At 43.2% G+C, this 24,950-nt stretch carries 22 protein-coding genes; 19 read left to right on the forward strand and 3 right to left on the reverse strand.

Annotation, left to right across the window (positions count from 1 at the left end):
* Positions 1-242 precede the first annotated feature (242 nt).
* From Q4592_RS11710 to trpB, 13 genes are all read left to right on the forward strand, one after another.
* Complete coding sequence (locus tag Q4592_RS11710) at positions 243-647, forward strand: ATP synthase subunit I (protein ID WP_137673532.1); 405 nt, start codon at positions 243-245, stop codon at positions 645-647.
* Positions 637-1,449, forward strand: a complete 813-nt coding sequence (gene atpB / locus Q4592_RS11715) for a F0F1 ATP synthase subunit A (protein ID WP_137673531.1) — start codon at positions 637-639, stop codon at positions 1,447-1,449. The genes Q4592_RS11710 and atpB overlap by 11 nt, the downstream gene beginning before the upstream one ends.
* Positions 1,450-1,500: 51 nt before the next feature.
* Positions 1,501-1,755: a F0F1 ATP synthase subunit C gene (gene atpE / locus Q4592_RS11720; RefSeq protein WP_137673530.1), complete on the forward strand. Its 255-nt coding sequence runs from the start codon at positions 1,501-1,503 to the stop codon at positions 1,753-1,755.
* 34 nt (positions 1,756-1,789) lie between these two features.
* Positions 1,790-2,263 (forward strand): F0F1 ATP synthase subunit B, encoded by a 474-nt coding sequence (gene atpF, locus Q4592_RS11725; RefSeq protein ID WP_137673529.1) that lies wholly within the window; start codon positions 1,790-1,792, stop codon positions 2,261-2,263.
* A gap of 19 nt (positions 2,264-2,282) precedes the next feature.
* Complete coding sequence (atpH, locus tag Q4592_RS11730) at positions 2,283-2,813, forward strand: F0F1 ATP synthase subunit delta (RefSeq protein ID WP_303513151.1); 531 nt, start codon at positions 2,283-2,285, stop codon at positions 2,811-2,813.
* Between the two features lie 14 nt (positions 2,814-2,827).
* Complete coding sequence (atpA, locus tag Q4592_RS11735) at positions 2,828-4,369, forward strand: F0F1 ATP synthase subunit alpha (RefSeq protein WP_137673527.1); 1,542 nt, start codon at positions 2,828-2,830, stop codon at positions 4,367-4,369.
* Between the two features lie 29 nt (positions 4,370-4,398).
* The gene (atpG, locus tag Q4592_RS11740; RefSeq protein ID WP_137673526.1) at positions 4,399-5,262 is read left to right on the forward strand and encodes a F0F1 ATP synthase subunit gamma; all 864 of its coding nucleotides are present in this window, start codon (positions 4,399-4,401) and stop codon (positions 5,260-5,262) included.
* Positions 5,263-5,299: 37 nt separating this feature from the next.
* Positions 5,300-6,676, forward strand: coding sequence for a F0F1 ATP synthase subunit beta (atpD, locus tag Q4592_RS11745; RefSeq protein ID WP_137673525.1), 1,377 nt, complete (start codon positions 5,300-5,302; stop codon positions 6,674-6,676).
* A 31-nt stretch (positions 6,677-6,707) separates the two neighbouring features.
* The gene (locus tag Q4592_RS11750) at positions 6,708-7,133 is read left to right on the forward strand and encodes a F0F1 ATP synthase subunit epsilon (RefSeq protein ID WP_137673524.1); all 426 of its coding nucleotides are present in this window, start codon (positions 6,708-6,710) and stop codon (positions 7,131-7,133) included.
* A gap of 199 nt (positions 7,134-7,332) precedes the next feature.
* On the forward strand, positions 7,333-8,982 hold the full coding sequence (locus Q4592_RS11755; RefSeq protein ID WP_303513157.1) for an ATPase RavA domain-containing protein: 1,650 nt from the start codon (positions 7,333-7,335) through the stop codon (positions 8,980-8,982).
* A gap of 3 nt (positions 8,983-8,985) precedes the next feature.
* Positions 8,986-10,425 carry an ATPase RavA stimulator ViaA gene (gene viaA, locus Q4592_RS11760; RefSeq protein ID WP_303513159.1) on the forward strand — a complete coding sequence of 480 codons (1,440 nt, stop codon included), beginning with the start codon at positions 8,986-8,988 and terminating at the stop codon, positions 10,423-10,425.
* Positions 10,426-10,515: 90 nt separating this feature from the next.
* A complete protein-coding gene (glmU, locus tag Q4592_RS11765; RefSeq protein WP_303513160.1) occupies positions 10,516-11,877 on the forward strand; it encodes a bifunctional UDP-N-acetylglucosamine diphosphorylase/glucosamine-1-phosphate N-acetyltransferase GlmU in 1,362 nt (453 codons plus the stop codon).
* Between the two features lie 154 nt (positions 11,878-12,031).
* Positions 12,032-13,255, forward strand: coding sequence for a tryptophan synthase subunit beta (gene trpB / locus Q4592_RS11770; protein ID WP_303513162.1), 1,224 nt, complete (start codon positions 12,032-12,034; stop codon positions 13,253-13,255).
* A 38-nt stretch (positions 13,256-13,293) separates the two neighbouring features.
* Here trpB and Q4592_RS11775 read toward each other — a convergent pair whose 3' ends face one another.
* A complete protein-coding gene (locus tag Q4592_RS11775; protein ID WP_303513164.1) occupies positions 13,294-14,124 on the reverse strand; it encodes a hypothetical protein in 831 nt (276 codons plus the stop codon).
* 214 nt (positions 14,125-14,338) lie between these two features.
* Between Q4592_RS11775 and Q4592_RS11780 the strand changes: the two genes are divergently transcribed.
* Together Q4592_RS11780 and Q4592_RS11785 are read left to right on the forward strand one after the other, a co-directional pair.
* Complete coding sequence (locus tag Q4592_RS11780; protein WP_303513166.1) at positions 14,339-16,030, forward strand: mechanosensitive ion channel family protein; 1,692 nt, start codon at positions 14,339-14,341, stop codon at positions 16,028-16,030.
* A gap of 158 nt (positions 16,031-16,188) precedes the next feature.
* Complete coding sequence (locus Q4592_RS11785; protein ID WP_137673517.1) at positions 16,189-16,875, forward strand: DUF2786 domain-containing protein; 687 nt, start codon at positions 16,189-16,191, stop codon at positions 16,873-16,875.
* Positions 16,876-16,912: 37 nt separating this feature from the next.
* Here Q4592_RS11785 and pyk read toward each other — a convergent pair whose 3' ends face one another.
* Positions 16,913-18,349 (reverse strand): pyruvate kinase, encoded by a 1,437-nt coding sequence (gene pyk, locus Q4592_RS11790; RefSeq protein WP_303513170.1) that lies wholly within the window; start codon positions 18,347-18,349, stop codon positions 16,913-16,915.
* A gap of 142 nt (positions 18,350-18,491) precedes the next feature.
* Between pyk and nadE the strand changes: the two genes are divergently transcribed.
* Positions 18,492-19,322, forward strand: a complete 831-nt coding sequence (gene nadE / locus Q4592_RS11795; protein ID WP_303513173.1) for an ammonia-dependent NAD(+) synthetase — start codon at positions 18,492-18,494, stop codon at positions 19,320-19,322.
* A 118-nt stretch (positions 19,323-19,440) separates the two neighbouring features.
* Positions 19,441-20,064: a trimeric intracellular cation channel family protein gene (locus Q4592_RS11800; RefSeq protein WP_303513175.1), complete on the forward strand. Its 624-nt coding sequence runs from the start codon at positions 19,441-19,443 to the stop codon at positions 20,062-20,064.
* 1,890 nt (positions 20,065-21,954) lie between these two features.
* Here Q4592_RS11800 and Q4592_RS11805 read toward each other — a convergent pair.
* Entirely contained in the window at positions 21,955-23,313 is a 1,359-nt protein-coding gene (locus Q4592_RS11805; RefSeq protein ID WP_303513178.1) for an MATE family efflux transporter, read from the reverse strand.
* A 170-nt stretch (positions 23,314-23,483) separates the two neighbouring features.
* On the opposite strand from Q4592_RS11805, the gene Q4592_RS11810 reads away from it, so the two are divergent.
* Complete coding sequence (locus tag Q4592_RS11810; protein ID WP_303513180.1) at positions 23,484-24,605, forward strand: 1-acyl-sn-glycerol-3-phosphate acyltransferase; 1,122 nt, start codon at positions 23,484-23,486, stop codon at positions 24,603-24,605.
* Between the two features lie 80 nt (positions 24,606-24,685).
* Positions 24,686-24,868 (forward strand): hypothetical protein, encoded by a 183-nt coding sequence (locus Q4592_RS11815; protein WP_303513183.1) that lies wholly within the window; start codon positions 24,686-24,688, stop codon positions 24,866-24,868.
* The last annotated feature ends 82 nt before the right edge of the window (positions 24,869-24,950 follow it).

A 24,950-nucleotide genomic window follows, 5' to 3' on the forward strand; every position in this document is an offset into this window, starting at 1 on the left:
CTACATTTCCTTGATCTCACTTACCTTCTTTTCACCTTAAAATGACCAAAATCACTGGTTTGTAACACAAAATTTAACAATAACCGCTATTTGTTTATATAGCCTGTTACAAATTAGTGTCTTGGACACCGCTACTGATTGCAAAACCACACTTTCAACGTATAATCATTAGGCTTTTTCGCAAGCCCTTTTTACCTATTTTTAGGTAATGGGTTAAATGTAAAAACTAGTAGAGGTCGAGAATGTCTGGGTCTTTAACAACAGAAGTTCGCCTTAAGGCGCTATATTTTGTTATTTTTCAGACAGGGTTTGTCGCACTGCTAACACTTAAAAGTGGTTTCTTTTTTGATAAAGACGTTGCTGTTTCTGTGTTAATCGGAGGTTTGATCTTCTTACTACCGAATGCGTTGTTTACGTTGATGGCATTTATGTTTGTCGGCGCTAGACATCAAAAATACGTAGTATTAAGTTTTTATCTCGGGGAAGTCGTAAAACTTTCTCTTACAGCCATAATGTTCATACTGGTATTTGCCTTGCTAAATGTAGAGCCTTTGGCCCTATTGCTTGGTTTTATACTTAGTACGTTAACGCAATGGACTGCCTCTATTTTTCTTAGTAACAAAAATAGGATGATAAATGGCTGCTGAAGGTAACGTTTCAGGCTATATCCAGCACCACCTGACAAACGCTCAAATGTGTATGGCCGATGGCGGTCTGGCATTTAATTACGCTTGTAAGGATGCAGGGTTCTGGACCTGGCACATTGATTCACTCCTGTTTTCAGTTGGCTTGGGTGCCTTGTTCTTATTTCTTTTTTATAAGGCTGGGCAAAAAGCAACAACTGGCGTACCTGGCAAGTTTCAATGTTTTGTTGAAATGATGGTTGAGTTTGTTGATGGGGCGGTACGAGATGCCTTCCATCGCACTGACCGTGTTATTGCGCCAATTGGCTTAACCATCTTCGTGTGGATTTTCCTCATGAACTTGATGGATTTAGTCCCTGTTGACTTTATACCCCACGTCGCCGGACTGATGGGCGCTGAGTACTTTAAAATTGTACCTACCACTGATTTAAACATTACATTAGGCATGTCTATTGCCGTGTTTGGTTTAATCATTTTTTACAGTATTAAAGTGAAGGGTGTTAAAGGGTTTACTAAAGAGCTTACGCTTCAACCTTTTAATCACTGGGCTTTTATTCCTTTTAACTTCTTATTGGAAACGGTCACTTTATTGGCCAAGCCATTTTCGCTCGCTTTGCGTTTGTTCGGTAACCTGTATGCAGGTGAATTGATCTTTATTCTTATTGCCGCACTTGTTCCTTTATGGGCTCAATGGACACTTTCTGTTCCATGGGCAATTTTCCATATTTTGGTCATTGTGCTTCAGGCGTTTATTTTCATGATGCTAACGATAGTTTATCTAGCCTTAGCCCATGAAGATCACTAATTAAGTTTAATAAAAACTGTTTTAACCTAATAAATACTTTTGGAGAAATTCATGGAAACTGTTGTTGGTTTTACTATTATCGCTGTTGCAATCATGCTGAGCATGGCCGCTCTTGGTACTGCTATCGGTTTTGCACTTTTAGGCGGTAAATTATTAGAAGCATCAGCCCGTCAACCTGAGCTAGCCCCTGCACTACAAACTAAAATGTTTATTATTGCTGGTCTACTAGATGCGATCTCAATGATTGCTGTGGGTATCGCGTTATTCTTCGTATTCGCTAACCCGTTTGTTGCCTTGTTAGGTTAATCCTTCGATTCCTAACAAATAGGGAGGTGTCGTTGTGAATATCAATGCAACCATGTTTGGACAAGCTATTTCGTTCGCGATCTTCTGTTGGTTCTGCGTTAAATACGTATGGCCACCATTAATCGACGCGATTGAAGCTCGTCAAAAGAAAATTGCGGATGGTTTAGCTGACGCTGAACGTGCCGGTAAAGATCTTCAATTAGCTCAAGCGAAAGCGTCTGAGCAAATGAAAGATGCTAAATCGGAAGCTGCTGTGATTGTTGAGCAAGCTAATAAGCGCAAAATTCAAATCATCGACGAAGCAAAAGAGTTGGCTAACCTAGAGCGTGAGAAAATTCTTGCTCAAGGTAATGCTGAAGTTGAAGCAGAACGTAATCGTGCTCGTGAAGAGTTACGTGCACAAGTCGCTGCTTTAGCCATCGCTGGCGCTGAGAAAATTCTTGAGCGTTCAATCGACAAAGAAGCCAACAAGCATATTGTTGATAAGCTAGTCGCTGAGCTGAAATAAGGGATAAAAGGTAGAGCTTATGGCTGATTTAACCACCATTGCTCGTCCCTACGCTAAAGCTGCGTTTGATTTTGCCGTTGAGCACAAAGCCTTAGATGAGTGGACTGAAATGTTAGCGTTTGTTGCCGAAGTGGCAGCCAACGAGCATGTTTCTGTGCAACTGAAAAAGGAATCTGCAGGTACTTTGGTTAATTTATTTACCACTGTATGTGCTGAGCAGCTTAACGAGCATGGCCTTAACTTAATTAAGTTAATGGCTGAAAATGCACGTTTAGACGCGTTGCCTGCTGTGTTAGCACTATTTTTGGAGTACAAGGCCGAATTGGCTAAAGAAATAACAGCTGATGTTGTTTCTGCTACAGAACTAGATGCCGCGCAGCAAGCGCAAATTAGTGCTTCCTTGGAACAGCGTTTATCACGCAAAGTGAAGCTTAACTGTAGTGTTGATGCCTCGCTAATGGCTGGAGTGATTGTTCACGCTGGCGATTTGGTGATTGATAGCTCTGTAAAAGGGCAATTGGCAAAACTATCCGACGCACTGCAAGCGTAATTGGGGAATAGAGTATGCAACTGAATTCCACTGAAATAAGTGAACTGATCAAGCAAAGAATTGAACAGTTCGAAGTTGTCAGTGAAGCTCGTAACGAAGGTACTATCGTTTCTGTAAGTGATGGTATTATTCGTATTAATGGTCTTGCCGACGTAATGCAAGGCGAGATGATTGAGCTTCCTGGTAGCCGTTATGCTATCGCACTAAACCTAGAGCGTGACTCTGTTGGTGCTGTAGTAATGGGTCCTTATGCTGATTTAGCAGAGGGCGATAAAGTTAAAAGTTCTGGTCGTATTTTGGAAGTTCCTGTAGGTCGTGGCCTGCTAGGACGTGTACTTAATACACTGGGTGAGCCAATTGATGGTAAAGGCGCAGTAGACAACGATGGTTTCTCGCCAATCGAAGTTATTGCACCTGGCGTAATGGAACGTAAATCGGTAGACAAACCTGTGCAAACAGGGATTAAAGCGATTGACTCTATGATTCCAATCGGCCGTGGTCAACGTGAGTTGATTATTGGTGACCGTCAGATCGGTAAAACAGCTATCGCTGTAGATACCATCATTAACCAGAAAAGCTCTGGCATTAAGTGTGTGTACGTTGCTATTGGTCAAAAAGCTTCAACTATCGCGAACGTTGTTCGTAAGTTAGAAGAATATGGCGCAATGGAATACACCACGATTGTTGCAGCATCTGCTTCTGATTCAGCCGCATTACAATACCTAGCGCCTTACGCGGGTTGTACTATGGGTGAATACTTCCGTGATCGCGGTGAAGACGCGTTAATCATCTATGATGATTTATCTAAGCAAGCAGTTGCTTATCGTCAAATTTCATTGCTACTACGTCGACCTCCTGGTCGTGAAGCTTACCCTGGTGATGTTTTCTACCTTCACTCTCGTCTATTAGAGCGTGCGTCTCAAGTTAACGAGAAATACGTAGAAGAGTTCACTAAAGGTGAAGTTAAAGGCAAATCAGGTTCATTAACGGCATTGCCGATTATTGAAACTCAAGCCGGTGACGTATCTGCATTCGTACCTACCAACGTAATTTCGATTACCGATGGTCAAATCTTCCTAACAGGCCAGTTGTTTAACTCTGGTACTCGTCCGGCGGTTGACCCAGGTATTTCGGTATCTCGTGTTGGTGGTGCTGCACAAACTAAGATTATTAAGAAACTGTCTGGTGGTATTCGTACCGCACTGGCGCAATACCGCGAATTAGCGGCATTTGCTCAGTTTGCATCTGACTTAGATGATGCAACCCGTAAGCAGTTAGACCATGGCCAAAAAGTAACAGAGCTAATGAAGCAGAAGCAATTCAGCCCATTATCTGTAGCTGAGCAGGCGCTAGGTTTATACGCAGCGGAAAAAGGTTTCTTAATGGATATCGAAATTAACAAGATTGTTGATTTTGAAACCGCGTTGCTAGCTTATGCTAACAACGAGCATGCTGATCTATTGGCATCTATTAACGAAAAAGGCGATTACAACGACGAGATTGAAGCTTCGATTAAAGGCTTGTTAGAAAGCTTTAAATCTACGCAATCTTGGTAATCAACCCTGACGAATAGGAGCGAATAGATATGGCCGGCGCTAAAGAAATTAAAGGTAAGATTGGTAGTGTTAAAAACACTCAAAAAATTACCAAAGCGATGGAGATGGTTGCAGCGAGTAAAATGCGTCGTTCTCAGGACAGCATGGAAAGCAGCCGCCCCTACGCAGTAGCTATGCGCAAAGTAATTGGTCATATCGCGCTTGGTAAACTCGAATATAAGCATCCGTATGCTGTAGAACGAGAAGCTAAGCGTGTTGGTTACATCGTGGTGTCTACTGATCGCGGTCTGTGTGGCGGCTTAAACATTAACTTGTTTAAGAAAGTTGTTACAGACATGCAGCAGTGGAAAGATAAAGGTGTTGAAGCTGATTTAGCCGTTATTGGCGGAAAAGCAACCGCATTTTTTAATAACCACGGTGGCAATGTGGTAGCTCAAAACTCAGGCTTGGGTGATAACCCAACCGTTGAAGAGCTAATCGGTACCGTAAAAGTGATGCTTGAAGCCTACGATGAAGGCAAATTGGATCGCATTTATGTGGTGTATAACCATTTTGTTAACACCATGGTACAAGAACCAACAATGGACCAATTATTGCCGCTGCCTAAAGCAGATGACCCAGAAATTGCGTCTCGCAGTTGGGATTATTTATATGAACCAAGTGCCGAAGAAATACTCGACGGTTTATTGGTACGTTATATCGAATCTCAAGTTTATCAAGGTGTGGTAGAAAACCTCGCTTGTGAACAAGCTGCACGAATGGTTGCAATGAAAGCGGCAACCGACAATGCGGGTAATTTAATTGACGATCTTCAGTTGATTTACAACAAAGAACGTCAAGCAGCAATTACTCAAGAATTGAGCGAAATTTCTGCGGGAGCTGCAGCCGTTTAAGGCGAGGCATTAAGCAAAAATATTTAGAGGAATCAACATGAGTAACGGTAACATCGTCCAAGTAATTGGCGCTGTTGTGGACGTTGAATTTCCACATGACAGTGTACCGAAGGTATACAATGCTCTAGAAGTTCAAGGCGAAGATCTCGTACTTGAAGTTCAACAGCAGATTGGTGGTGGCGTAGTTCGTTGTATCTGTATGGGTGCATCGGAAGGTATTCGTCGCGGCCTAGAAGTGGTTGATACTGGTGACGCGATTAAAGTACCTGTGGGTGAAGCCACCCTAGGTCGCATTATGAACGTACTAGGTCATACAATTGACCACAAAGGTGAAATTGAGACTGAAGAGCGCTACAAAATTCACCGTGCTGCTCCTTCTTACGAAGAGCAAGCTACGTCTAACGAATTGTTAGAAACGGGCGTTAAAGTTATCGACTTGATTTGTCCATTCGCTAAGGGTGGTAAAATTGGTCTGTTTGGTGGTGCCGGTGTAGGTAAAACCGTAAACATGATGGAGTTAATCAACAACATCGCTAAAGCACACTCAGGTTTATCTGTGTTTGCTGGTGTTGGTGAGCGTACTCGTGAAGGTAACGATTTCTACTACGAGATGGAAGAAGCCGGGGTACTAGATAAAGTAGCCATGGTTTACGGTCAGATGAACGAGCCACCAGGAAACCGTTTACGCGTAGCGTTAACTGGTTTGACTATGGCTGAGAAGTTCCGTGACGAAGGTAAAGACGTATTGTTGTTCATCGACAACATCTACCGTTATACCTTAGCCGGAACCGAAGTATCTGCACTGTTAGGTCGTATGCCATCAGCGGTAGGTTATCAGCCAACACTGGCTGAAGAAATGGGTGTTCTTCAAGAACGTATTACATCTACTAAGACTGGTTCGATTACTTCGATCCAAGCGGTATATGTACCTGCGGATGACTTGACTGACCCATCTCCAGCAACCACCTTTGCTCACTTAGACGCAACCGTTACTCTAAACCGTAACATTGCTGCTATGGGCTTATACCCTGCCATTGACCCATTGGACTCAAACTCTCGTCAGTTAGATCCACTAGTGGTTGGTCAAGAGCACTACGACATTGCTCGTGGCGTTCAAGGTGTACTACAACGTTATAAAGAATTGAAAGATATTATTGCGATTCTAGGTATGGATGAATTGTCTGAAGAAGACAAACAAACCGTAGCTCGTGCGCGTAAGATTGAGAAATTCTTAACTCAAGATTATCACGTAGCCGAAGTTTTCACTGGTAACCCAGGTAAACTTATTCCGCTTAAAGATACTATCCGTAGCTTTAAAGGCCTATTGGCTGGCGATTACGACGATATTCCAGAGCAAGCGTTCTTGTATGCAGGCGATATTGATGACGTGCTTGAGCGCGCCAAAAATATGTAAGCTTCGCCAATTGGCGTAACAGGAGGCTGAAATGGCAGCGATGACAGTTCACTTGGACGTGGTTAGCGCCGAAGAGAAGATTTTCTCGGGTCGCGTTGAACATCTACGAGTAACCGGTGAAGAGGGTGAGTTAGGAGTATTGCATGGTCATGCTCCACTACTAACCCCAATTAAGCCTGGTATGGTTCGCATGGTAAAACAGCACGGTCACGAAGAGGTGATTTACATCTCGGGTGGTTTCTTGGAAGTACAACCAGGAAATGTAACCGTACTAGCTGATACCGCGATTCGAGGCAACGAGCTCGATAAAGCCAAAGCCCAGCAAGCTAAACAAGCAGCTGAGGAAAGCATTAGCAATCCAAACAGCGATGTGGATTTTGCGAGAGCTCAAGTTGAATTAGCCAAAGCGATGGCTCAACTTCAGGTTATCGAAATCCTCGGAAAAAACATCCGATAGGTTTAGTTTGATAATAAAAAGGCGCTCTCAGAGCGCCTTTTTTGTCTGTGTAAAATGATGTTAACATCAACGAAAGATCGCAATTTACCCGCTACTATAGGTTTTAATACAGACCGCTAGTTAACAGTGTTAATTAGTACATTTACAATAGTTGGCTGACAGAGCGAGAGCTTTGCGACCAAAAAGGCAAAGGATGGTTATGGCAACAATTGCGCCATTAAATCAGGCTAATAAAGCGTTATTGTCGGAGCGTATTCAAGGCCTTATTAAGGCCCTTTCGGCGGGCATTTACGAGCGTGAAGAAAGCTTTAAGTTATGTTTGTTAGCGGCCTTAGCAGGAGAGAGCGTATTCCTATTGGGTCCGCCAGGCATAGCCAAAAGCATGATTGCCAAACGTTTAGTTAAAGCGTTTGAAAGCCAAAGCTTTTTTGATTACCTAATGACTCGCTTCTCTACGCCAGAAGAAGTATTTGGCCCCTTATCGATTCAAGAGCTCAAAGATAACGGCAAGTATGTGCGTTTAACCGAAGGTTACTTGCCCACTGCACATATCGTATTTCTCGATGAAATTTGGAAAGCCGGACCTGCAATTCTTAATACTCTACTTACCGTAGTTAACGAGCGTACCTTTAGAAATAGCTATGAAAACCTACCGGTACCGATGCGCTTACTTATCTCTGCGTCTAACGAATTACCCGAAGAAGACAGCGGCTTAGAAGCACTTTATGACCGTATGTTACTGCGGGTATTTGTAAACCGTATTCAGCACAAAGATAACTTTAAAGCGCTACTGTTAGACAACCAAACTCTGCAGGATATTCCTGAACACTTAGTGATTAAGGATTCTGAGTATCAAGCTTGGCAAAATCAACTTGGCCAAGTAAGCATGAGCGATAGTGTTTTTGAAAAAATATACTTGATTAAAGGCCTGATTGAACAAGGCTCACCAGTTGCAGGCGATGCCACCATTATTAGCGATTTGTATGTATCGGACAGGCGCTGGAAAAAGTCGGTTCACTTACTGCAAACCAGTGCGTTTTTTAATGGTCGTTCAGAAATCAATCCATTGGACCTCATCCTGCTACAAGACTGTCTGTGGCATAACTTAGAAGATCGGCAATTTGTACAGACCTGTATCAGTGATTATGCGGTTAATCATGCCTTTGACCAGCTTAAGCTTAAAGAGCTTGCTGAGGGCGCAGAGCGCCACTATAACGCTACGGTAGACGATATTTGTGAGCAACTGCGTGTGCAGTTCACCCATGACTCCGGTTTGCGTAAAGACCAATACAAGTTTGATTTTGGCAACGCTAAACGTTACGCCAACAAACATGGCGGTGAATTGTTTAAGTTAGTGGTTCTGCAAAGCAACCTAGCGGTGAGTGAAAAAGATAAAGGTGAAACCCGTTGGGTATACGTTGATGCAGCAGAGTTTACTAAGAAAATAAAAAGCGGCAGTTGTGAAATGCTGGGTCGAATTAACCAAGGTTCTGAATTATGTCGACTACAATTTGAGATTGATATTAATCACCAGTTGGTGATTAAAGATATTGCCAACCGACCGCTATTACTCGGTTTAGCTAAACAGCAAGCTTTAGCAGAAGAGCTGGTTAAAGGTTGGCAGCAGCAAATTGACGCGGTATTGGCTACCATCAAACAGGCGGAATTTGAGTTGAAGCGTTGTCGTGGTCAATTTCACGGGGCTTTACCGCATAATTTCATTGCTAACCAACTCCCAGAAGCGATTGAAATAAGCTTAATGGAAGTGGACCAAATGGTGAATGCAGTGAGTGAGTTATTGGACAAGCAGGCTTACAGAATGCGCAATATAAACGAGTTTTTTGAATAATCTATGCTAGATAGCCTGCAATTTGGGGTTATGTTGGCCGAATCGGGACTGCTTGACGAAGCGGTGCGTGAAGTGATGATGCGCCCGCAGCTAATGATGATTGCAGAATCTAGCCCCGGTATTCAAAGCGCAATGAAAAGCCAAGTGAGCAAATGGAAAAACCAAATTCGCGCTCAACTTGGTCAAGTAACTATTGAAGAAAAGTTCGCCGAAGAGATCGCGCTCTATCAATTGTCTATTGAATTAGACAGTACTGAATTTGTAAAACGGCTGGACGATATTCTTATACAACTCAGCGTTTGTTCGGCTTTCTTTGGTAAAGCCAGCGAATTAGCCGCCCACCCTCATCATCGTTACAGCCCTATGTTTCAGAGTTATTTTTGCAACCAATGGTTTGAAAGCATTGCCGCTGAGCTTAAACAAGCCCAAAGTGATGAAGTGAAGCAACACAAACAAGCCTTGTTAACTGATCTCTATCAGCGAGTTGATACCTTAAACGCGATGCCTGAAATGACCGAGTCTGGCGACGCTAATAAACTTGGCCGTCTGTGGGATATGGCTGCCGCTAAACTCAGTAAAACTGAAGTCAATCTGCTTCAGCAATTTGCCGCTTTTTTAAAAGGGCAAAAGGGTTTGCAAAAAATAGCTGAGCAGCTAGGAAGAATGGCTGACCAAGTAAGTGACCCTAATAGTTCCAAAGCTCCAGTGGAAGAACTTGAGCTGGTTGAAGAACAGTTAGATCAAGTGACCGACGATATTGTGGGTATTCATGAAGGTAATGATTTATCCAAATTACTGCCCAATGAAACCATGTTTTTGGCCTACCCTGAGCTCGAAGTGATTTTCTATAAGCACTTAGTCGATCATCAATTAATGAATTACCATATGCAGGGTAAGCAGCGTAAGTTACGCAAAGTAAAAACCCACAAAAAAGCTGCTGAACAAGCCATGTTAGATAAAGGCCCGTTTATTTTAGCGATTGATAGCTCGGGATCTATGGAAGGTTTCCCTGAGAAATGCGCTAAAGCTCTGGCCTATGGTTTGATGCAGATAGCCTTGGCGGAAGAGCGCGATTGCTATGTAGTGATGTTTTCTACCGAACTCATTACCTACGAACTCACTAAAAAAGATGGTCTGCGAGAAGTTCTCAATTTCTTGTCTTATAGTTTTCATGGCGGCACAGATATGCCGTCTGCGCTTGAACGAGCCATCGAACAGATGCTCGATGACAAATATAAAAATGCTGATTTAGTGGTGCTATCAGATTTTATTGCTCCCGCGCCGCCAGCAGCCTTAACGCAAAAAATCGAGCAGCTAAAAGCAGAGAAAAACCGGTTCCATGCCTTAAACTTATCTAGCTACGGTAATCCAGAGCTAATGCAAATTTTCGATCATTTGTGGGACTACACTCGCTCACCCATTCAGCGCTTGTTTAAACGCTAATTCCAAAGCGAATCAGTTTCGCTTACACTTGTTGGGTTATCGAATCAGATTGGTTAATTGGGAAAAATTAGCCGTAAAAAAGGAAACAAAATGAATTTTAGTGTCGTGATTTTGGCTGCGGGTAAAGGAACAAGGATGCGTTCAACATTACCTAAGGTTCTGCACAAATTAGCAGACAAACCAATGGTGCAACATGTTATCGATACCGCTAAAAGACTGAAACCTGATGCCATTCACCTTATCTACGGCCATGGCGGCGATTTAATTCAACAGCAAATCCAAGACCCAAGTTTAAACTGGGTAGAACAAGCTGAGCAACTAGGCACGGGCCATGCGATGCAACAAGCTGCCCCTCACTTCGTTGCTAATCAGCCGGTTGTGATGTTATATGGCGATACGCCACTGATTAGCGAGCAAACAATTCAACGTTTGATCGAAGCTTTGCCTAACAATGGTATTGGCTTGCTAACGGTTGACCAAGCTGACCCTACTGGATATGGACGTATTGTGCGTGAAAACGGCAGCGTAGCAGCGATTGTAGAGCATAAAGATGCCACTCCAGAGCAACTGGCTATTACCGAAGTAAATACCGGTGTGCTAGTGGCAAACAGCAATGACTTTACCCGTTGGTTAGCTCAGTTAAGTAACGATAATGCTCAGGGTGAATATTACGTTACCGACATTATTGAAATGGCGACGAAAGAAGGCAACGTGGTACAAGCGGTTCAACCAGACTCTATTGTTGAAGTTCAAGGGGTAAATGACAGGGTTCAACTTAATGGTTTAGAGCGCGCTTACCAGAAAGGACAAGCGGAGCAGTTATTGCGAGATGGCGTTAGCCTAGCCGATGCTAATCGTTTTGACTTACGTGGCGAGTTAAGTATTGGCAACGATTGTTTCATCGACATCAACGTTATTATTAAAGGTAAAGTTACCATTGGTAACAATGTAACTATCGAAGCGAATGCCATTTTAATTGACTGTGAGATTGGCGATAACGTAACCATTAAGGCTAACAGCATTATTGAGCAAGCGAGCTTAGCGGCTGATGCTTCAGCGGGTCCATTTGCTCGCCTACGCCCTGGTGCTAAATTAGAGCAAGACGCTCATGTGGGTAACTTCGTAGAAATGAAGAAATCAACATTAGGCAAAGGCTCTAAAGCTGGGCACTTAACTTACCTAGGTGATACTACGGTGGGTACAAAAGTGAATATTGGTGCCGGCACGATTACCTGTAACTATGATGGTGTAAACAAGTTTCAAACCATTATTGAAGATGGCGTATTCATTGGCAGTGATACTCAGTTAGTAGCGCCAGTTACTGTGGGTAAGAACGCAACGGTAGGGGCTGGGTCTACTATTACTAGCGATGTAGAGCCAGAAACCTTAGCTATTTCTCGTACCAAACAGCGTAATATTAGCGGTTGGCAACGACCAGTTAAAAAGTCTTAACTAATTAATACTCTGTTAAAAAAGCGACCTTAGGTCGCTTTTTTTGTTTTAGGGACCGTTTTATAAAAAATTGAATCTTTTGAAGCTGTAACTAGCGCACATAAATCCTTACTTTTATTAGGTATAACTAGGCTTTTGTCTGTAGGGATAGACCATGAATAAACAGTTTGAGCACACGCTACCAAATAGCGAAGGTTACTTTGGTGAGTATGGTGGCAGCTTTATTCCACCAGAGTTACAAGCGGTGATGAACGATATTAACCAGGCGTACCAAGAGATTCGTCAAGATCCTGAGTTTGTAGCTGAATTAACCCGTTTGTATCAAGATTATGTTGGCCGCCCTAGCCCTATTTTCCATGCTCAACACCTTTCTCAAACCTATGGTTGTGACATTTATCTTAAACGAGAAGATCTAAACCATACTGGAGCCCATAAAATTAACCATTGCTTGGGCGAAGTACTGCTCGCTAAGAAAATGGGAAAAACCAAAGTCATTGCCGAAACTGGAGCTGGCCAACATGGTGTAGCGTTGGCTACGGCGGCTGCGCTATTAGGCTTAGAGTGTGATATTCATATGGGGGAAGTGGATATTGCAAAAGAGCACCCTAATGTGGTGAGAATGCGTATCCTCGGCGCTAATGTTATTCCTGCAACTCATGGCCGAAAAACCCTTAAAGAAGCGGTAGATAGTGCTTTCCAGGCTTATATGGCTGATCCGCATACTCAGTTATATGCTATTGGCTCGGTGGTTGGTCCTCACCCATTCCCAATGATGGTTCGCGATTTTCAATCGATTATTGGTATTGAAGCGCGTCAGCAGTTTCAAGATATGAAAGGCCAACTGCCAGACCATTTGGTGGCTTGTGTAGGCGGCGGTTCAAATTCTATGGGCTTGTTCAGCGCCTTTCTAGAAGACAGTAACGTGGCCATGCATGGTTGCGAGCCTGCTGGCCGAAGCTTAGATGAAGTGGGCGAGCATGCTGCAACCCTAACCAAAGGTGAACCAGGAACAATGCATGGATTTCACTCCTATATGCTTAAAGATGATAAAGGTGAACCAGAGAAAGTTTACTCGGTAGCCAGTGGTTTAGATTACCCAGCCGTAGGCCCACAACATGCTTACCTGAAAGACCTCGGCCGCGTGCAATATGGGGTGGTAAGCGACAAAGAAGCGATAGATGCTTTTTTTGAGTTGTCGCGACTAGAAGGGATTATTCCAGCTATTGAATCGGCCCATGCGGTTGCTCATGCGATTAACCTCGCCAAGCAAGGTGCTAAAGGAACAATTTTGATTAACTTGTCAGGCAGGGGCGATAAAGATATCGACTTTGTAGTAGAGAACTACGGTAAGCAATACGGTATTGCGTCACTGATATAAATAGTTTGGCCACAAACTAAAGGTTTGTGGCCAGTTTTTTAGAACTTATAAGCCACGTTAAACATAGGGCCTTGGTATTTGTACTTAAGAGAGGTTTCGTCCCAATCTGCACCTACTTGGTAATAGTTATAACCTATCTCAGCATCCCAGTTTGGCGAAATGGCGTAAGATATCGTAGCGTTGAGGTCTGTTAAGTACCCACTAACATTATCAAGGCTTATGTAAAATACCTCTGAATGGGCTGCAATTGTCCAATCATCAGCAAATTCATAACTTGCCCAAAATCCTATATCCGGTAAAGGAGCGGTTATTGATTCATCTACTACCTCGCCACTTGTGCTGGTACTCTCACAAATCAATTGGCCGTTGTTTTCAACACACCCCGCTATTTCTCCGCTAAAACCCATTTCTATGAACATTACGTGTAAACCCAGTGAGCCGCCTATCTCCACGCGTTCGGTTTTATAAAAAGAATAACCATAGCCCGCACGCAGTACATCTATATCCATTCGAGTATTTATACTTGCTCCTGCTGCAATGCCATATTCAGGAAAATTTGGAAGCGATTCTATAGCACCTACAGCTTTGGTTTGCGCAGAGCGATGCAGTCTTCTCCAGTCTGCAAAAACATGGTGGCGGTCGTTAAATTGGTAACCTATTTGGGCAAATGGAAGAAATTGTTCTTCTTCTAGATTAAAAGTATCTTCAAAATCAAGAGTTAAATCTCTATCTAATAGTGTCTTTGTGGTCATAGAAGAATCGGTTTGAGCCCAAAAACCACCGGCTTTTATCACCCATTCTCCAGCATTAAGGGGGGCGTTAACCATTGTTGTTAACGCGGCGAGGCATAGCCACTGCTTGGTTTTCATATACTGTCCTTGTAACGAGCTTGAAATAGCTTCTCATTAGGGCTACTTCTACCTTAGTCACTATCAATGTGAGCTATTTGTTAGTATAAGCGCTTAAATCTGATAGTAAAATACTAACAAGTCTCTATTATTAGCTTACAGTTGTACTTTGTTTGAGTGTTTTAATTAACACTGTGGTTTGGCTTTGAAGCTAATAGATTTGCTGGAGAAGAAGATGTTAAAGGAACTAATGCGCTATTGGAGTGCGATTGTATTGGGTGTTGCACTGCTCGCATCCCCAGTACATACGATTTACGCTCAAGAATCAGGGAGCGATCAAGCTTCTCTATTACTAGATAAATATCAGCGCCAGCAAGAGCGAATTGAACGTATTAGAGCCAATCAAGATACCGTCTCCACCATTGAACAAGCCGCTATTTCACATCGCTTGTTAGAACGACACCTGCATGCTTTTGAAACCATTAATCAATTATCTCAATATTTGATCGAGCAAAATGCGCTAGGGCTAGCGGATAAGCAAGTGTTGGCTGAAGTTGAGCAAATCATTAATCAAAACAATCAAGATTTGGTTAGCGGTATTGAGAAGCAACAAAAGCAATTTAACGAAGACTATGCCAAAGAAGAAGCAGATAGCATTAAAGCGTTTCAGCTTTATATAGAACACCTATCAAGTGCTGATTTAATTTATTCCGCCATGGTTCAACAAATTATTAATCAGCAAGCACTAGGCTTTGATGTTGAAAGCGAGAAACAATATACCGTTGACCACCTATACACGCGTGCAGAGTCGTTCTCAGGCATGGTGGGCTTGGTGGGTAAAAAGCGCGAAGAGTTAGGCAAGCTAATTAAAATTACCCCCGACGACCAGAGCCTAAAAGACCAATTAGCGGTGGTTACCGAGCAGCTCGCGGTTGCTGGGGTTAGTTTTAAACTTACTGTCGATTTACTCACTCAATTGGGTTTCGATGCTTCGTTCTATCAGCAAACCTTACTTAAGCTAGGCGGGCAAATTACTACTGACGTATTGGATGTGAATATTCTTAGTGGCATCGCTAAACGTTGGGTTGACCGCTTAACCGAGTATTTCGTAGAGCATGGTGGTGAGTGGATCTTTAAACTCATTTTGCTGGTGGCTATTTACTATTTGTTCCGCTCGCTATCGCGCTTAGTGCGTAAGTTAATGACCAAGAGCTTAGATTCATCAAAGCTGAATTTATCGTCTTTAATGAAAGATATGATCATTTCTTCAGTAGCACGGATTGTGATTATTATAGGTATCTTGTTCGCGCTAGCCCAGGTGGGCATTTCGCTGGCTCCTATCTTGGCGGGTTTAGGTGTGGCCGGTTTCATTATCGGTTTTGCCCTGCAAGATACTCTTGGTAACTTTGCTGCTGGATTGATGATTTTAATCTATCGCCCTTACGATGTAGGTGACATGGTTGAAGTAGGAGGTGGTGTATTTGGTAAGGTTAAAAGCATGAATTTGGTATCAACCACCATTTTGACTATTGATAATCAAACCTTGGTTATACCTAACAGTAAAATTTGGGGAGACGTGATTAAAAACGTGACGGCTCAAAAGCTACGCCGTGTAGATTTAGTTTTTGGTATTGGGTACTCCGACGATATTGAAAAAACAGAAGCGGTACTTAAAGAGTTGTTAGATAAACACCCAATGGTGCTACCAGAGCCAGAACCAATGGTGAAGTTACACGTACTTAACGAATCATCGGTCGATTTTATCGTGCGACCTTGGGTTAAAACCGACGATTACTGGGATGTGTATTGGGATATTACTCGAGAAGTTAAAATGCGCTTCGACAACGATGGTATTTCTATTCCATTCCCGCAGCGCGATGTGCATTTTTACCCTGCCACCGCAGAGGCTGCTCAAATCGAAAAATAGTACTTATCGTTCCTTTTTAAGGGATTAGACGAGGGGCTTGGTGATTGTTACCAAGCCCTTTTGTTTTGGTCTGCTATGTTGCTGCGTGAATAGCTGGAAAATTTGGCTAAAATAAGTAAAATAGCGCTTCATTTTTGAGCAGAGGTTATAGCCGTTTCGTGAGTCGTCAACGTGCCCTAGAAAAAATTGCCAAGTGTTTAGAATTGGGTAACTCCTCAAATGTACATGAGGCCGCCCAAGCTATTCGTATGGCCCACCGTTTAATGCTTAAACACGGTTTAGATCAAGCTGATATTGAGCTGATTCAAATGGGCAAAACCTCTACCCAAACCTTACTGCCTGCCAATGTCGGTGAAAACATCCTGCGTATTATTCGCGGTATTAATGGCCGCTTTGGTGTTGAAGCGGTATTGATTAATCACAAAGGCTTAAAACGCGCTGAGTTTGTAGGTTTAGCTGAACGCGCAGTATTTGCCGCTTTTGCTTTTGATATTGTTTACCGAGAAATGAACCAGCAAGTTGGGTCGTTTCGCAATAGTTTTGCGGGTTCGGGTACCGACAACGTAACACTTGCTCGCAGAGTGGCCTCATTTACTGCCGGATGGTTAGAAGGTGCGCTAGAAAAACTTCCTGACTTAGTTACCGATGGTCGCAACGAGCATATGGATGACTACTTAGATGAAATGTTTGAGAAGTTAGACCGCGAAACCTTTAAAGCTAAAATTAAAGCCTCAATGGGCCAGTTAACCCCTGATTTTCAAACCGGTATAAAGAAAGGTCGTAAGTTGTCGGTTAATCGCCCGGTTGAAGGTGCACGCGGGCCCACTTTGTTACGTCAGCATTAACTTGCCCGGTGAGTCCGAGCAAGTTAAGCCAATACCTTTAGCTTACTTTTAAAATTTTACTGGTGTTGGTATGGCCGGTTTGGTCAAACACATCACCGTGAGTCAGTATGACTAAATCCCCTTTATTTAAATAACCCTGCTCTTTTAACAAAGCTATCGCGGTGTGTGAAACCGAAATAATATCTTCGCTGCTTTCATCAAAATGAATTGGGTAAACCCCGCGATAAAGCGCACAGCGGCTGAGCGTTTTGGCATGGCGTGATAAAGAGAAAATCGGTAAACCACTACTTAAACGCGACATAAGCAGCGGTGTGCTGCCAGATTCCGTTAAGGCGATAATCGCTTTCATGCCCTTCATATGGTTAGCGGCAAACATGGTGCTCATGGCTACTGTTTCAGAAATGCTTTCAAACACCTCGTTAATTCGGTATTTAGATACGTTTATGCTGCGCTGCTTTTCTGCGCCTAAACATACGGTTGCCATGGCTTGCACGGTTTCAATTGGGTATTCACCAGCGGCCGTTTCACCTGAAAGCATGACCGCGTCGGTACCGTCGAGTACCGCGTTGGCGACATCCATGACTTCAGCGCGGGTTGGCATGGGTGCGCTAATCATCGATTCCATCATTTGCGTGGCGGTAATCACTGCTCGGTTATATTTGCGGGTTAAACGAATTAAGGTTTTCTGAACGCCAACGAGCTCGGCATCGCCAATCTCAACACCTAAATCGCCACGCGCTACCATTACTGCGTCTGAGGCTTTAATAATGTCGATCATTGCTTCTTCTGTTGCAACGGTTTCTGCGCGCTCTACTTTGGCTACTAGCTTTGTGGCCAAGCCAGCTTGTTGAGTAAGCCGTCTTGCATAGTGCATGTCTTCGCCACTATTGGGGAAGGAAACGGCTAAGTAATCAACTTCAATTTTTGCAGCGGTTAGAATATCAGCTTTATCTTTGTCGGTAAGTGCCGCAGCAGATAAGCCTCCACCCAGTTTGTTAATGCCTTTGTTGTTAGACAAAATGCCACCAATGGTTACTTCAGTGGTTACCTGGCTATTTTGTACGGCAGTTACTTTTAGTTGGATACGACCATCATCAAGTAACAAGGTATCGCCGGGCTCTACGTCGTTTGGTAGATGTTTGTAATCTAGGCCAACTTGCTTTTCATCACCTAGACCTTTGCCTAGCTCACTGTCTAATACAAACTGGTCACCTAGGTTAAGGTTTACTTTGCCATCTTTAAAAGTAGATACCCTAATTTTGGGACCTTGTAGGTCACCCAATATAGCCACATGAACTTTATGTTTCGCCGCTATTTCGCGAACTTGTTTGGCGCGGGCTAAATGGTCTTCTGCGGTGCCGTGGGAAAAGTTTAGGCGCACCATGTTTGCGCCATTTAAAATTAATTGCTCAAGTACGTCGTCTTTGTCGGTGGCGGGGCCTAAGGTGGTGACAATTTTAGTGCGTCTTAACATGTTGCTTATCCTTAAAAAGAGTGAGATGTCTGTTTAAATCCGCTGTTACTGTTTTAATTATATGTAAATCGGCTTGTCTCTTGTTTTTTTTTATCTCTCAAGTACATTGCCCTTTAGGGATACTATTCGTGTGGGGAAGAAGATGAAACAAGCAATCTTGGCAGAAATGAAAGTACTGCCAGAAATCGATCCAGAATATGAAGTGAAACGCCGAATCGAGTTTATTAAAGAGCGTTTACAACAAGCAAAAGTAAAAACCTTAATACTCGGGATTAGTGGTGGTGTAGATTCAACCACCACAGGGCGTTTGGCTCAACTAGCGGTTGAACAGTTAAATAAAGACACTAATAGCCAAGATTATCGCTTTATCGCTATGCGTTTGCCGTTTGGAGAGCAAAAAGACGAAGCCGATGCGCAGCTTGCTTTAAGCTTTATCAAACCTTCTCACGTTGTTACTACCAACATTAAAGCCGGCACCGAGGGTTTACACCAAAGTGCCAGTGAAAGCTTACTCGCTGCAGGTTTAACGATGCCAAACCAAGCAGCGGTAGATTTTGCCAAGGGCAATGTAAAAGCCAGAATGCGAATGGTGGCACAGTACGAAATTGCCGGTCTTACGGGTGGCTTGGTGATTGGTACCGATCATTCGGCAGAGAATCTTACCGGTTTTTATACTAAACATGGCGACGGAGCCTGTGATATTGCACCTATCTTTGGTTTGAATAAGCGCCAAGTTCGTCAGGTGGCAGCTTACTTAGGGGCTCCAGAGCCGTTGATTGGCAAAGCACCCACCGCAGATTTAGAAGAAGACCGCCCACAATTGCCAGACGAAGTGGCGCTAGGTGTAACATACGATCAAATTGATGACTTTTTAGAAGGTAGAGCGGTAGAGGCTGAAGTAGAACAGAAGCTGATCGCCATTTATCAGCGTACGCAGCATAAACGCCAAGCGATACCAACCATTTACGATTAAGCCCATCGCCATAGGGTATAAGCCGAGCTCGCCAGGGTTCGGCTTTGTTTGATCTGTATCTTATATTGTTAGCATGACTTGTTGTCTAATTGCAGCCGAATTTTTTGAGGAATCCATTTTGGGCAACACCATCCTATTTAGTCTCGACCTTTTTGGCACTGCAGTATTTGCTATCTCTGGGGTACTCGTTGCTAGCCGCAGAAAAATGGATTTATTTGGTGCTTTAGTTTTGGCCTGCGTTACTGCCATTGGCGGAGGCACCATTCGGGATATGGCGTTAGGTGCCAGCCCAGTATTTTGGGTAGAAAATGGCTTGTACCTTTGGGTTATTCTCATTGCCAGCTTAAGCTCGGTATTATTGCTCAATAACTTTCCAACACCGCCTCGTTGGTTACTACCAGTGGCCGATGCTATTGGAATGGCGGTATTCATGGCGATTGGTGCAGAAAAAGCCCTGCAATATGGCGCGCCAATGATTGTGGCCGTTACCATGGGGGTTATTACTGCTTGTGGTGGAGGAATGATCCGTGACGTGCTGGCTAATCAAGTTCCCTTAGTATTACAAAGAGAAGTGTACGCCACTGCTTGTATTGTTGGCGGTTTGGTCTGGGTGGCGGCATTATTTTTAGAGTTTTCCGCCACACTTGCCACCAGCGCCTGCATTTTTACCGCGCTTATCATTCGTTTAGTGGCTATTCGTTATCATTTATCGCTGCCTAAGCTTGCCAAAAACCGTCAGTAATTACTTATTAACTACAAGCTGTGTGCGATATCTCTCACAAGCTTGTGCGTTAACAGCAGTAAAGCTTACAAAGTTTTAAAATAATTAATCATAAAAAACAATGGTTTAGTGTTGTTGTCAGTTTTTGTAAGTAAAAAATTGAAAGTTTTTTTGTTTATCGGCTTTTTCTAAAAATTAGTTTCCGTATAGTTGTTTGTGCACGGAGGCACTGACGTTTATCAGGAAGAGAAACGTAGCAGGAGCTAAAAAGGACAACTACAGGATGTAGTAAAGGGACACCTCCTAGGAAGGAGACGTGCAACTGGTATGGAAGACCGGTTATGCCATAGAAGGCTAAAGGACAGCTCAATGGATTTGAGAAAAGGATAACTACAGGACGTAGTAACACAGTCAAAAAGGATTGCAGGGAGCAACTACCCGTTCACGGACTTGAGCGATATGACTACTAGGGGCGACACGTAAGTGTCGCCCCGACCTTTTTCTAAGACCCAGCCAAGTGCTGGGTTTTTTGTTTGTGCTGTTAGTTATTATTTTGTACCTCTTTAAATATGCTTAATCTTGTTAAATAGATTATTAAACTGCATTTTTGTCTTTATGGTGGTTTTAATCACTTATTTGTTTGTTTCTGTTAGATGCTTGTCTGGTGATCCTCCTTTAGCTGTGTGAGAGATCGACCATTCTATTATCGGGATAAATCCTTTTGTTTGTCAGCAAGTAATCTAGCTTGTATTTATATTTCAAATACTTAGCTTTTTTTACCCCTTAAGTAATAGTTTTGTTTGGTGTTTTTTATTTTGGGGTGGCTAGGCTTTTATAGTGACTACGGTAAAGTACTAATCATCAGGAAGAGCAAGGATTCAGGAAGAATTAGGCAGGACGCCAAGGTATATAGGACGCAAGGCTCAGGATGAGCGGCTTATCAAGGTAGATGAGTTTAGGATGTCAGCACAGGAGTGCTAGAGGGCGAAATACCAACAGCTTCAGGATGAAGTATCAGGACACCTCCAGGACGGAGCGAGCAAGCGTTTAGGATGAATGCTTATGCCATAGAAGGCTAAAGGAAAGCCCAAAGGAATTGGGAAGAGGAAACGCTAAGGATTAGTGTAAAAAAGTCAAAAAGGATTGCAGGGAGCAATTAACGTTCAGGGAAATAGAGCGATATGACTACTTTAAAGGCGATACTTCGGTATCGCCTTTTTCTTTGCTTAAGGCTAAATATTTCACTTCTCCTCTACTGCTTTCCTAGGCCATTTATTGTTCAAATAGTTTTTTAGTTGGTTTGCATAGGTGCTGGTAACTTTTTATCTTTTATAAGCCAGTATCAGCTTTACTTTATTCGCTAGCCTTGGTGTGAGAGATCTGCCCTACCTAAGCTCAGAAATATCACTGCTTTTACTTTCGATATTTAAAATATTTGTTATTTTTCAGTTGCTTGGTGCTTTATGGGCTTTTCTTGAACGAGAAAAAGTAAAAATAAACTTTGGGGCTACTGGGATTCGTCAGTCAAAGCGGTAAAGTACTAACCATCAGGACGAGCCAAGGCTTAGGAAGAGTCAGGGCAAGATGCCAAGGTACAAAGGAAGCACGGCTCAGGATGAGCAGACTTATCAAGGTAGATGAGTTAAGGATGTCAGCACAGGCGTGCTAGAAAGCAAAGTACCAAACAGCTTCAGGATGAAGTAAAGGACACCTCCAGGATGGAGAGAGCAAGCGTTTAGGATGAATGCTTATGCCATAGACGGCTAAAGGATAGCCCAAAGGAATTGGGAAGAGGAAACACTAAGGATTGGTGTAAAAAAGTCAAAAAGGATTGCAGGGAGCAATTACCCGTTCACGGATTTGAGCGATATGACTACTAAAAAAGGGCGATACTTCGGTATCGCCCTTTTTTTATTGCTTAGTGTCCCACCAATTTGCTTGCTTCATTAAATAGCTAAGCACCAGTAAACTGCTTAAACCCGCTAGGGTATGGGCAATAATAATTGCCAAGAAAATCAATTTACTGCTTCCCATTAGTGCGCCTAAGTAGATAGCCGGTAACATAAAACCAAATAAGCGAATTAAGTTAATGGCCATCGCCAGCAAGGGTTTACCCAGCGCATTAAGAGTTTGTGCCAATAACAAAGGTACTGCCATCATGCCGTAACAAAATGGCACCAGCTGCAGATAGTATTGGCTCAGCTCAGCCACCTCTGCATCGTGGTTTAAACTTTGGCTGATAACTGGGGCTAGTAAGTACATTAATACTGCCAGTAGTAGCTGCCAAACAACCGCCAAACGAATAGCGTGATGCACAATATATTGTGCACGCGCTGCTTGGCCTGCGCCTACATTTTGCCCCACTAACATAGGGATCACTGAATTGATGGCCATTACTCCAATAAACAATAAGGCCTCAACCCGAGTTGCAAAACCATAAGCCGCCACCGTCGCGGTGCCAGCACTGGCCAGTATTACTAAAGTAACGGTAGTTGCTATTGGTGTGAGTAGTTGCGAAAACACTGCGGGTAGCGCAATGCTTAACAGTTTTTGCCAAGAACTAAGCAATTGTTGCCACGAGCATAATTCAAAGCGCAGCAACTTAAGTTTAAATTTTAGTAAGTAAATCGCCACTAAAAAGGTCAGTGCCCAAGCAATTGCCGTGGCTAACGCAGCGCCTTGCACACCCATTGCGGGAATCGGCCCCCAACCAAAAATAAGAATGGGATCGAGTACGCCATTCACAATGCCCGCTACCAACATCACCATACTGGGGGTTTTGCTGTCACCACTGGCGCGAATAGCGGCATTTCCCACCATGGGAACCACCAGCAAGGGCACCGAAAAGTACCAAATCTGCATATATTGCTCGATATAAGGCATTACCGGTAATTCAGCGCCCAAATTGCTAAAAAGGGGAAATATGCTTACATAGCCTAGGCTGGCGATGAGTATTATTAGCAATAAACTGAATAGTAATCCGTGGCTGGTTAAGCGAGCTGCTTGCTGTTGCTGCTGAGCGCCCAATAGCCTGCCAACGTGAGACGACAAGCCAATGCCTAAACCCATGGCAATACTGGTTATCGCAAAGGTAATAGGAAAGGTGAAAGACACACCTGCGAGTTGATCGGTGCCTAACATAGCCACAAAAAAGGTATCAACAAGGTTAAAGAAAATGATCGCAAAAATGCCCACAAAACTGGGGCTGGCTTTTTTAATGATAAGAGGCGTGATGGGGGCATCAAGCAATTGTTGGCGTTGTTGTTCCATTAACATCAGGCTTTAAGGTCTTGCGCCCAGTATACTTGGCTAGCTGCTTTAGCGAAAGAATCCAGCTTTAGCATGAAAAACTACCATTAACTGTTCATTTTTTAATCGCTATTGTTGTTTTTAAGAGCGGAAAACGGTAAATTGCGCCTTCCTAAATTGCGAGAGAAGTTATGTCTCAGTTTGACAGTATTCGCCCTTACCAAGATTCTGAAGTAAAAAGCACGCTTAAACGTCTAATTAATGACCCTGAATTTACCTCTACACTGATTAAGTTTCGCTTTCCACGCGCCCGTGGAGCCTTTTTAGCGCTAACTTCATTTGCCTTGCGCCAAGTGCTTAAGTTTAAAGTAAGAAATGTGACCAAAGTTTACGACTTCCAAGTAATGGTAGAGCGTTACATGGCTCACATGGTGAAAACAACCACCTCGCAATTAAGCTCTAGCGGTTTAGACCACCTCGATTTAAGCAAACCGCATTTGTTTATTTCTAACCACCGCGACATTGCTTTAGATCCCGCTTTTGTAAACTACATTTTGCATAACAACGGCCAAGACACCGTGCAAATTGCGATTGGTGACAATCTGCTAACCAAACCTTGGGTGGCGGATATGATGCGTTTAAACCGTAGCTTTATTGTTAAACGTTCGGCCAGTGCTAAACGAGAGAAGTTGGCAAACCTAAAAGAGTTGTCTGCATACATTCAACATACTTTGAATGAAACCGGTGACCACATTTGGATTGCTCAGCGTGAAGGCCGCGCTAAAGACGGTTTAGATATTACCAACTCGGCACTTATTTCAATGTTGGCGCTGAATAAACCTAAAGAGCAAAGCTTTGCTGAATACATTAGCCAGTTAAACATTGTGCCTGTGTCTATTTCTTATGAGTTTGACCCTTGCGACTTAGCCAAAGCCAATGAATTGGTAGAGCAGAATGAACATGGCGAATATCAAAAACAAGAGCATGAAGACATTTACAGCATTTCGCGAGGCATTGTGGGTCAAAAAGGCCAGGTACATGTGCACTTTGCTGAGCCGCTAAGTGGTGAATATGAGTCAGCCAAAGAAGTAGCCGAAGCCTTAGATAAAGCGATTATTGGTAATTACCAACTGATGCCTACCAACTGGATAGCCCTGGGTGATGCGATTCCTGAAGGTATTCCTGCTAACGAATTGGCTAACGCTAAGCGCTATTTTGAGGCGAAGTCTCGCGATGTTAGTGCAGAGGTCCGATCTCAGTTGTACGCAATGTACGCAAACCCGATCAAGGCTAGACAGCAACTGTCTGAATAATAAGGTTTTTAAAAGTTTAATATTGCCTTGGCACTGTAGCTGCATACCCCTTAATAGGTATCAAATTTAAGGGGTAAACCATGTTCAGAACCAAAACCAGCCAAACCATTGCTAATGTCGTTGCCGATCAAGATAAACTTGAGCAATTGCTTTCTTTAATGCTGCCTGATGAGTTGAGTGAGCTAGATCAAATGGGTTCGCAACATTGCCGTAGAAAGCGACAAGCTAGCGGACGTTCGCACTCAATTTCGGCCAAACTTTAGTCATTAAGCCTTAATATATTTACTGTGTAATCGTCTGATACTGATAGACTATATTCAAAGAGCCAACGAATAGGTTCTCCAT

The sequence above is a fragment of the Agarivorans sp. 1_MG-2023 genome, from assembly GCF_030548385.1.
GTDB lineage: Bacteria > Pseudomonadota > Gammaproteobacteria > Enterobacterales > Celerinatantimonadaceae > Agarivorans.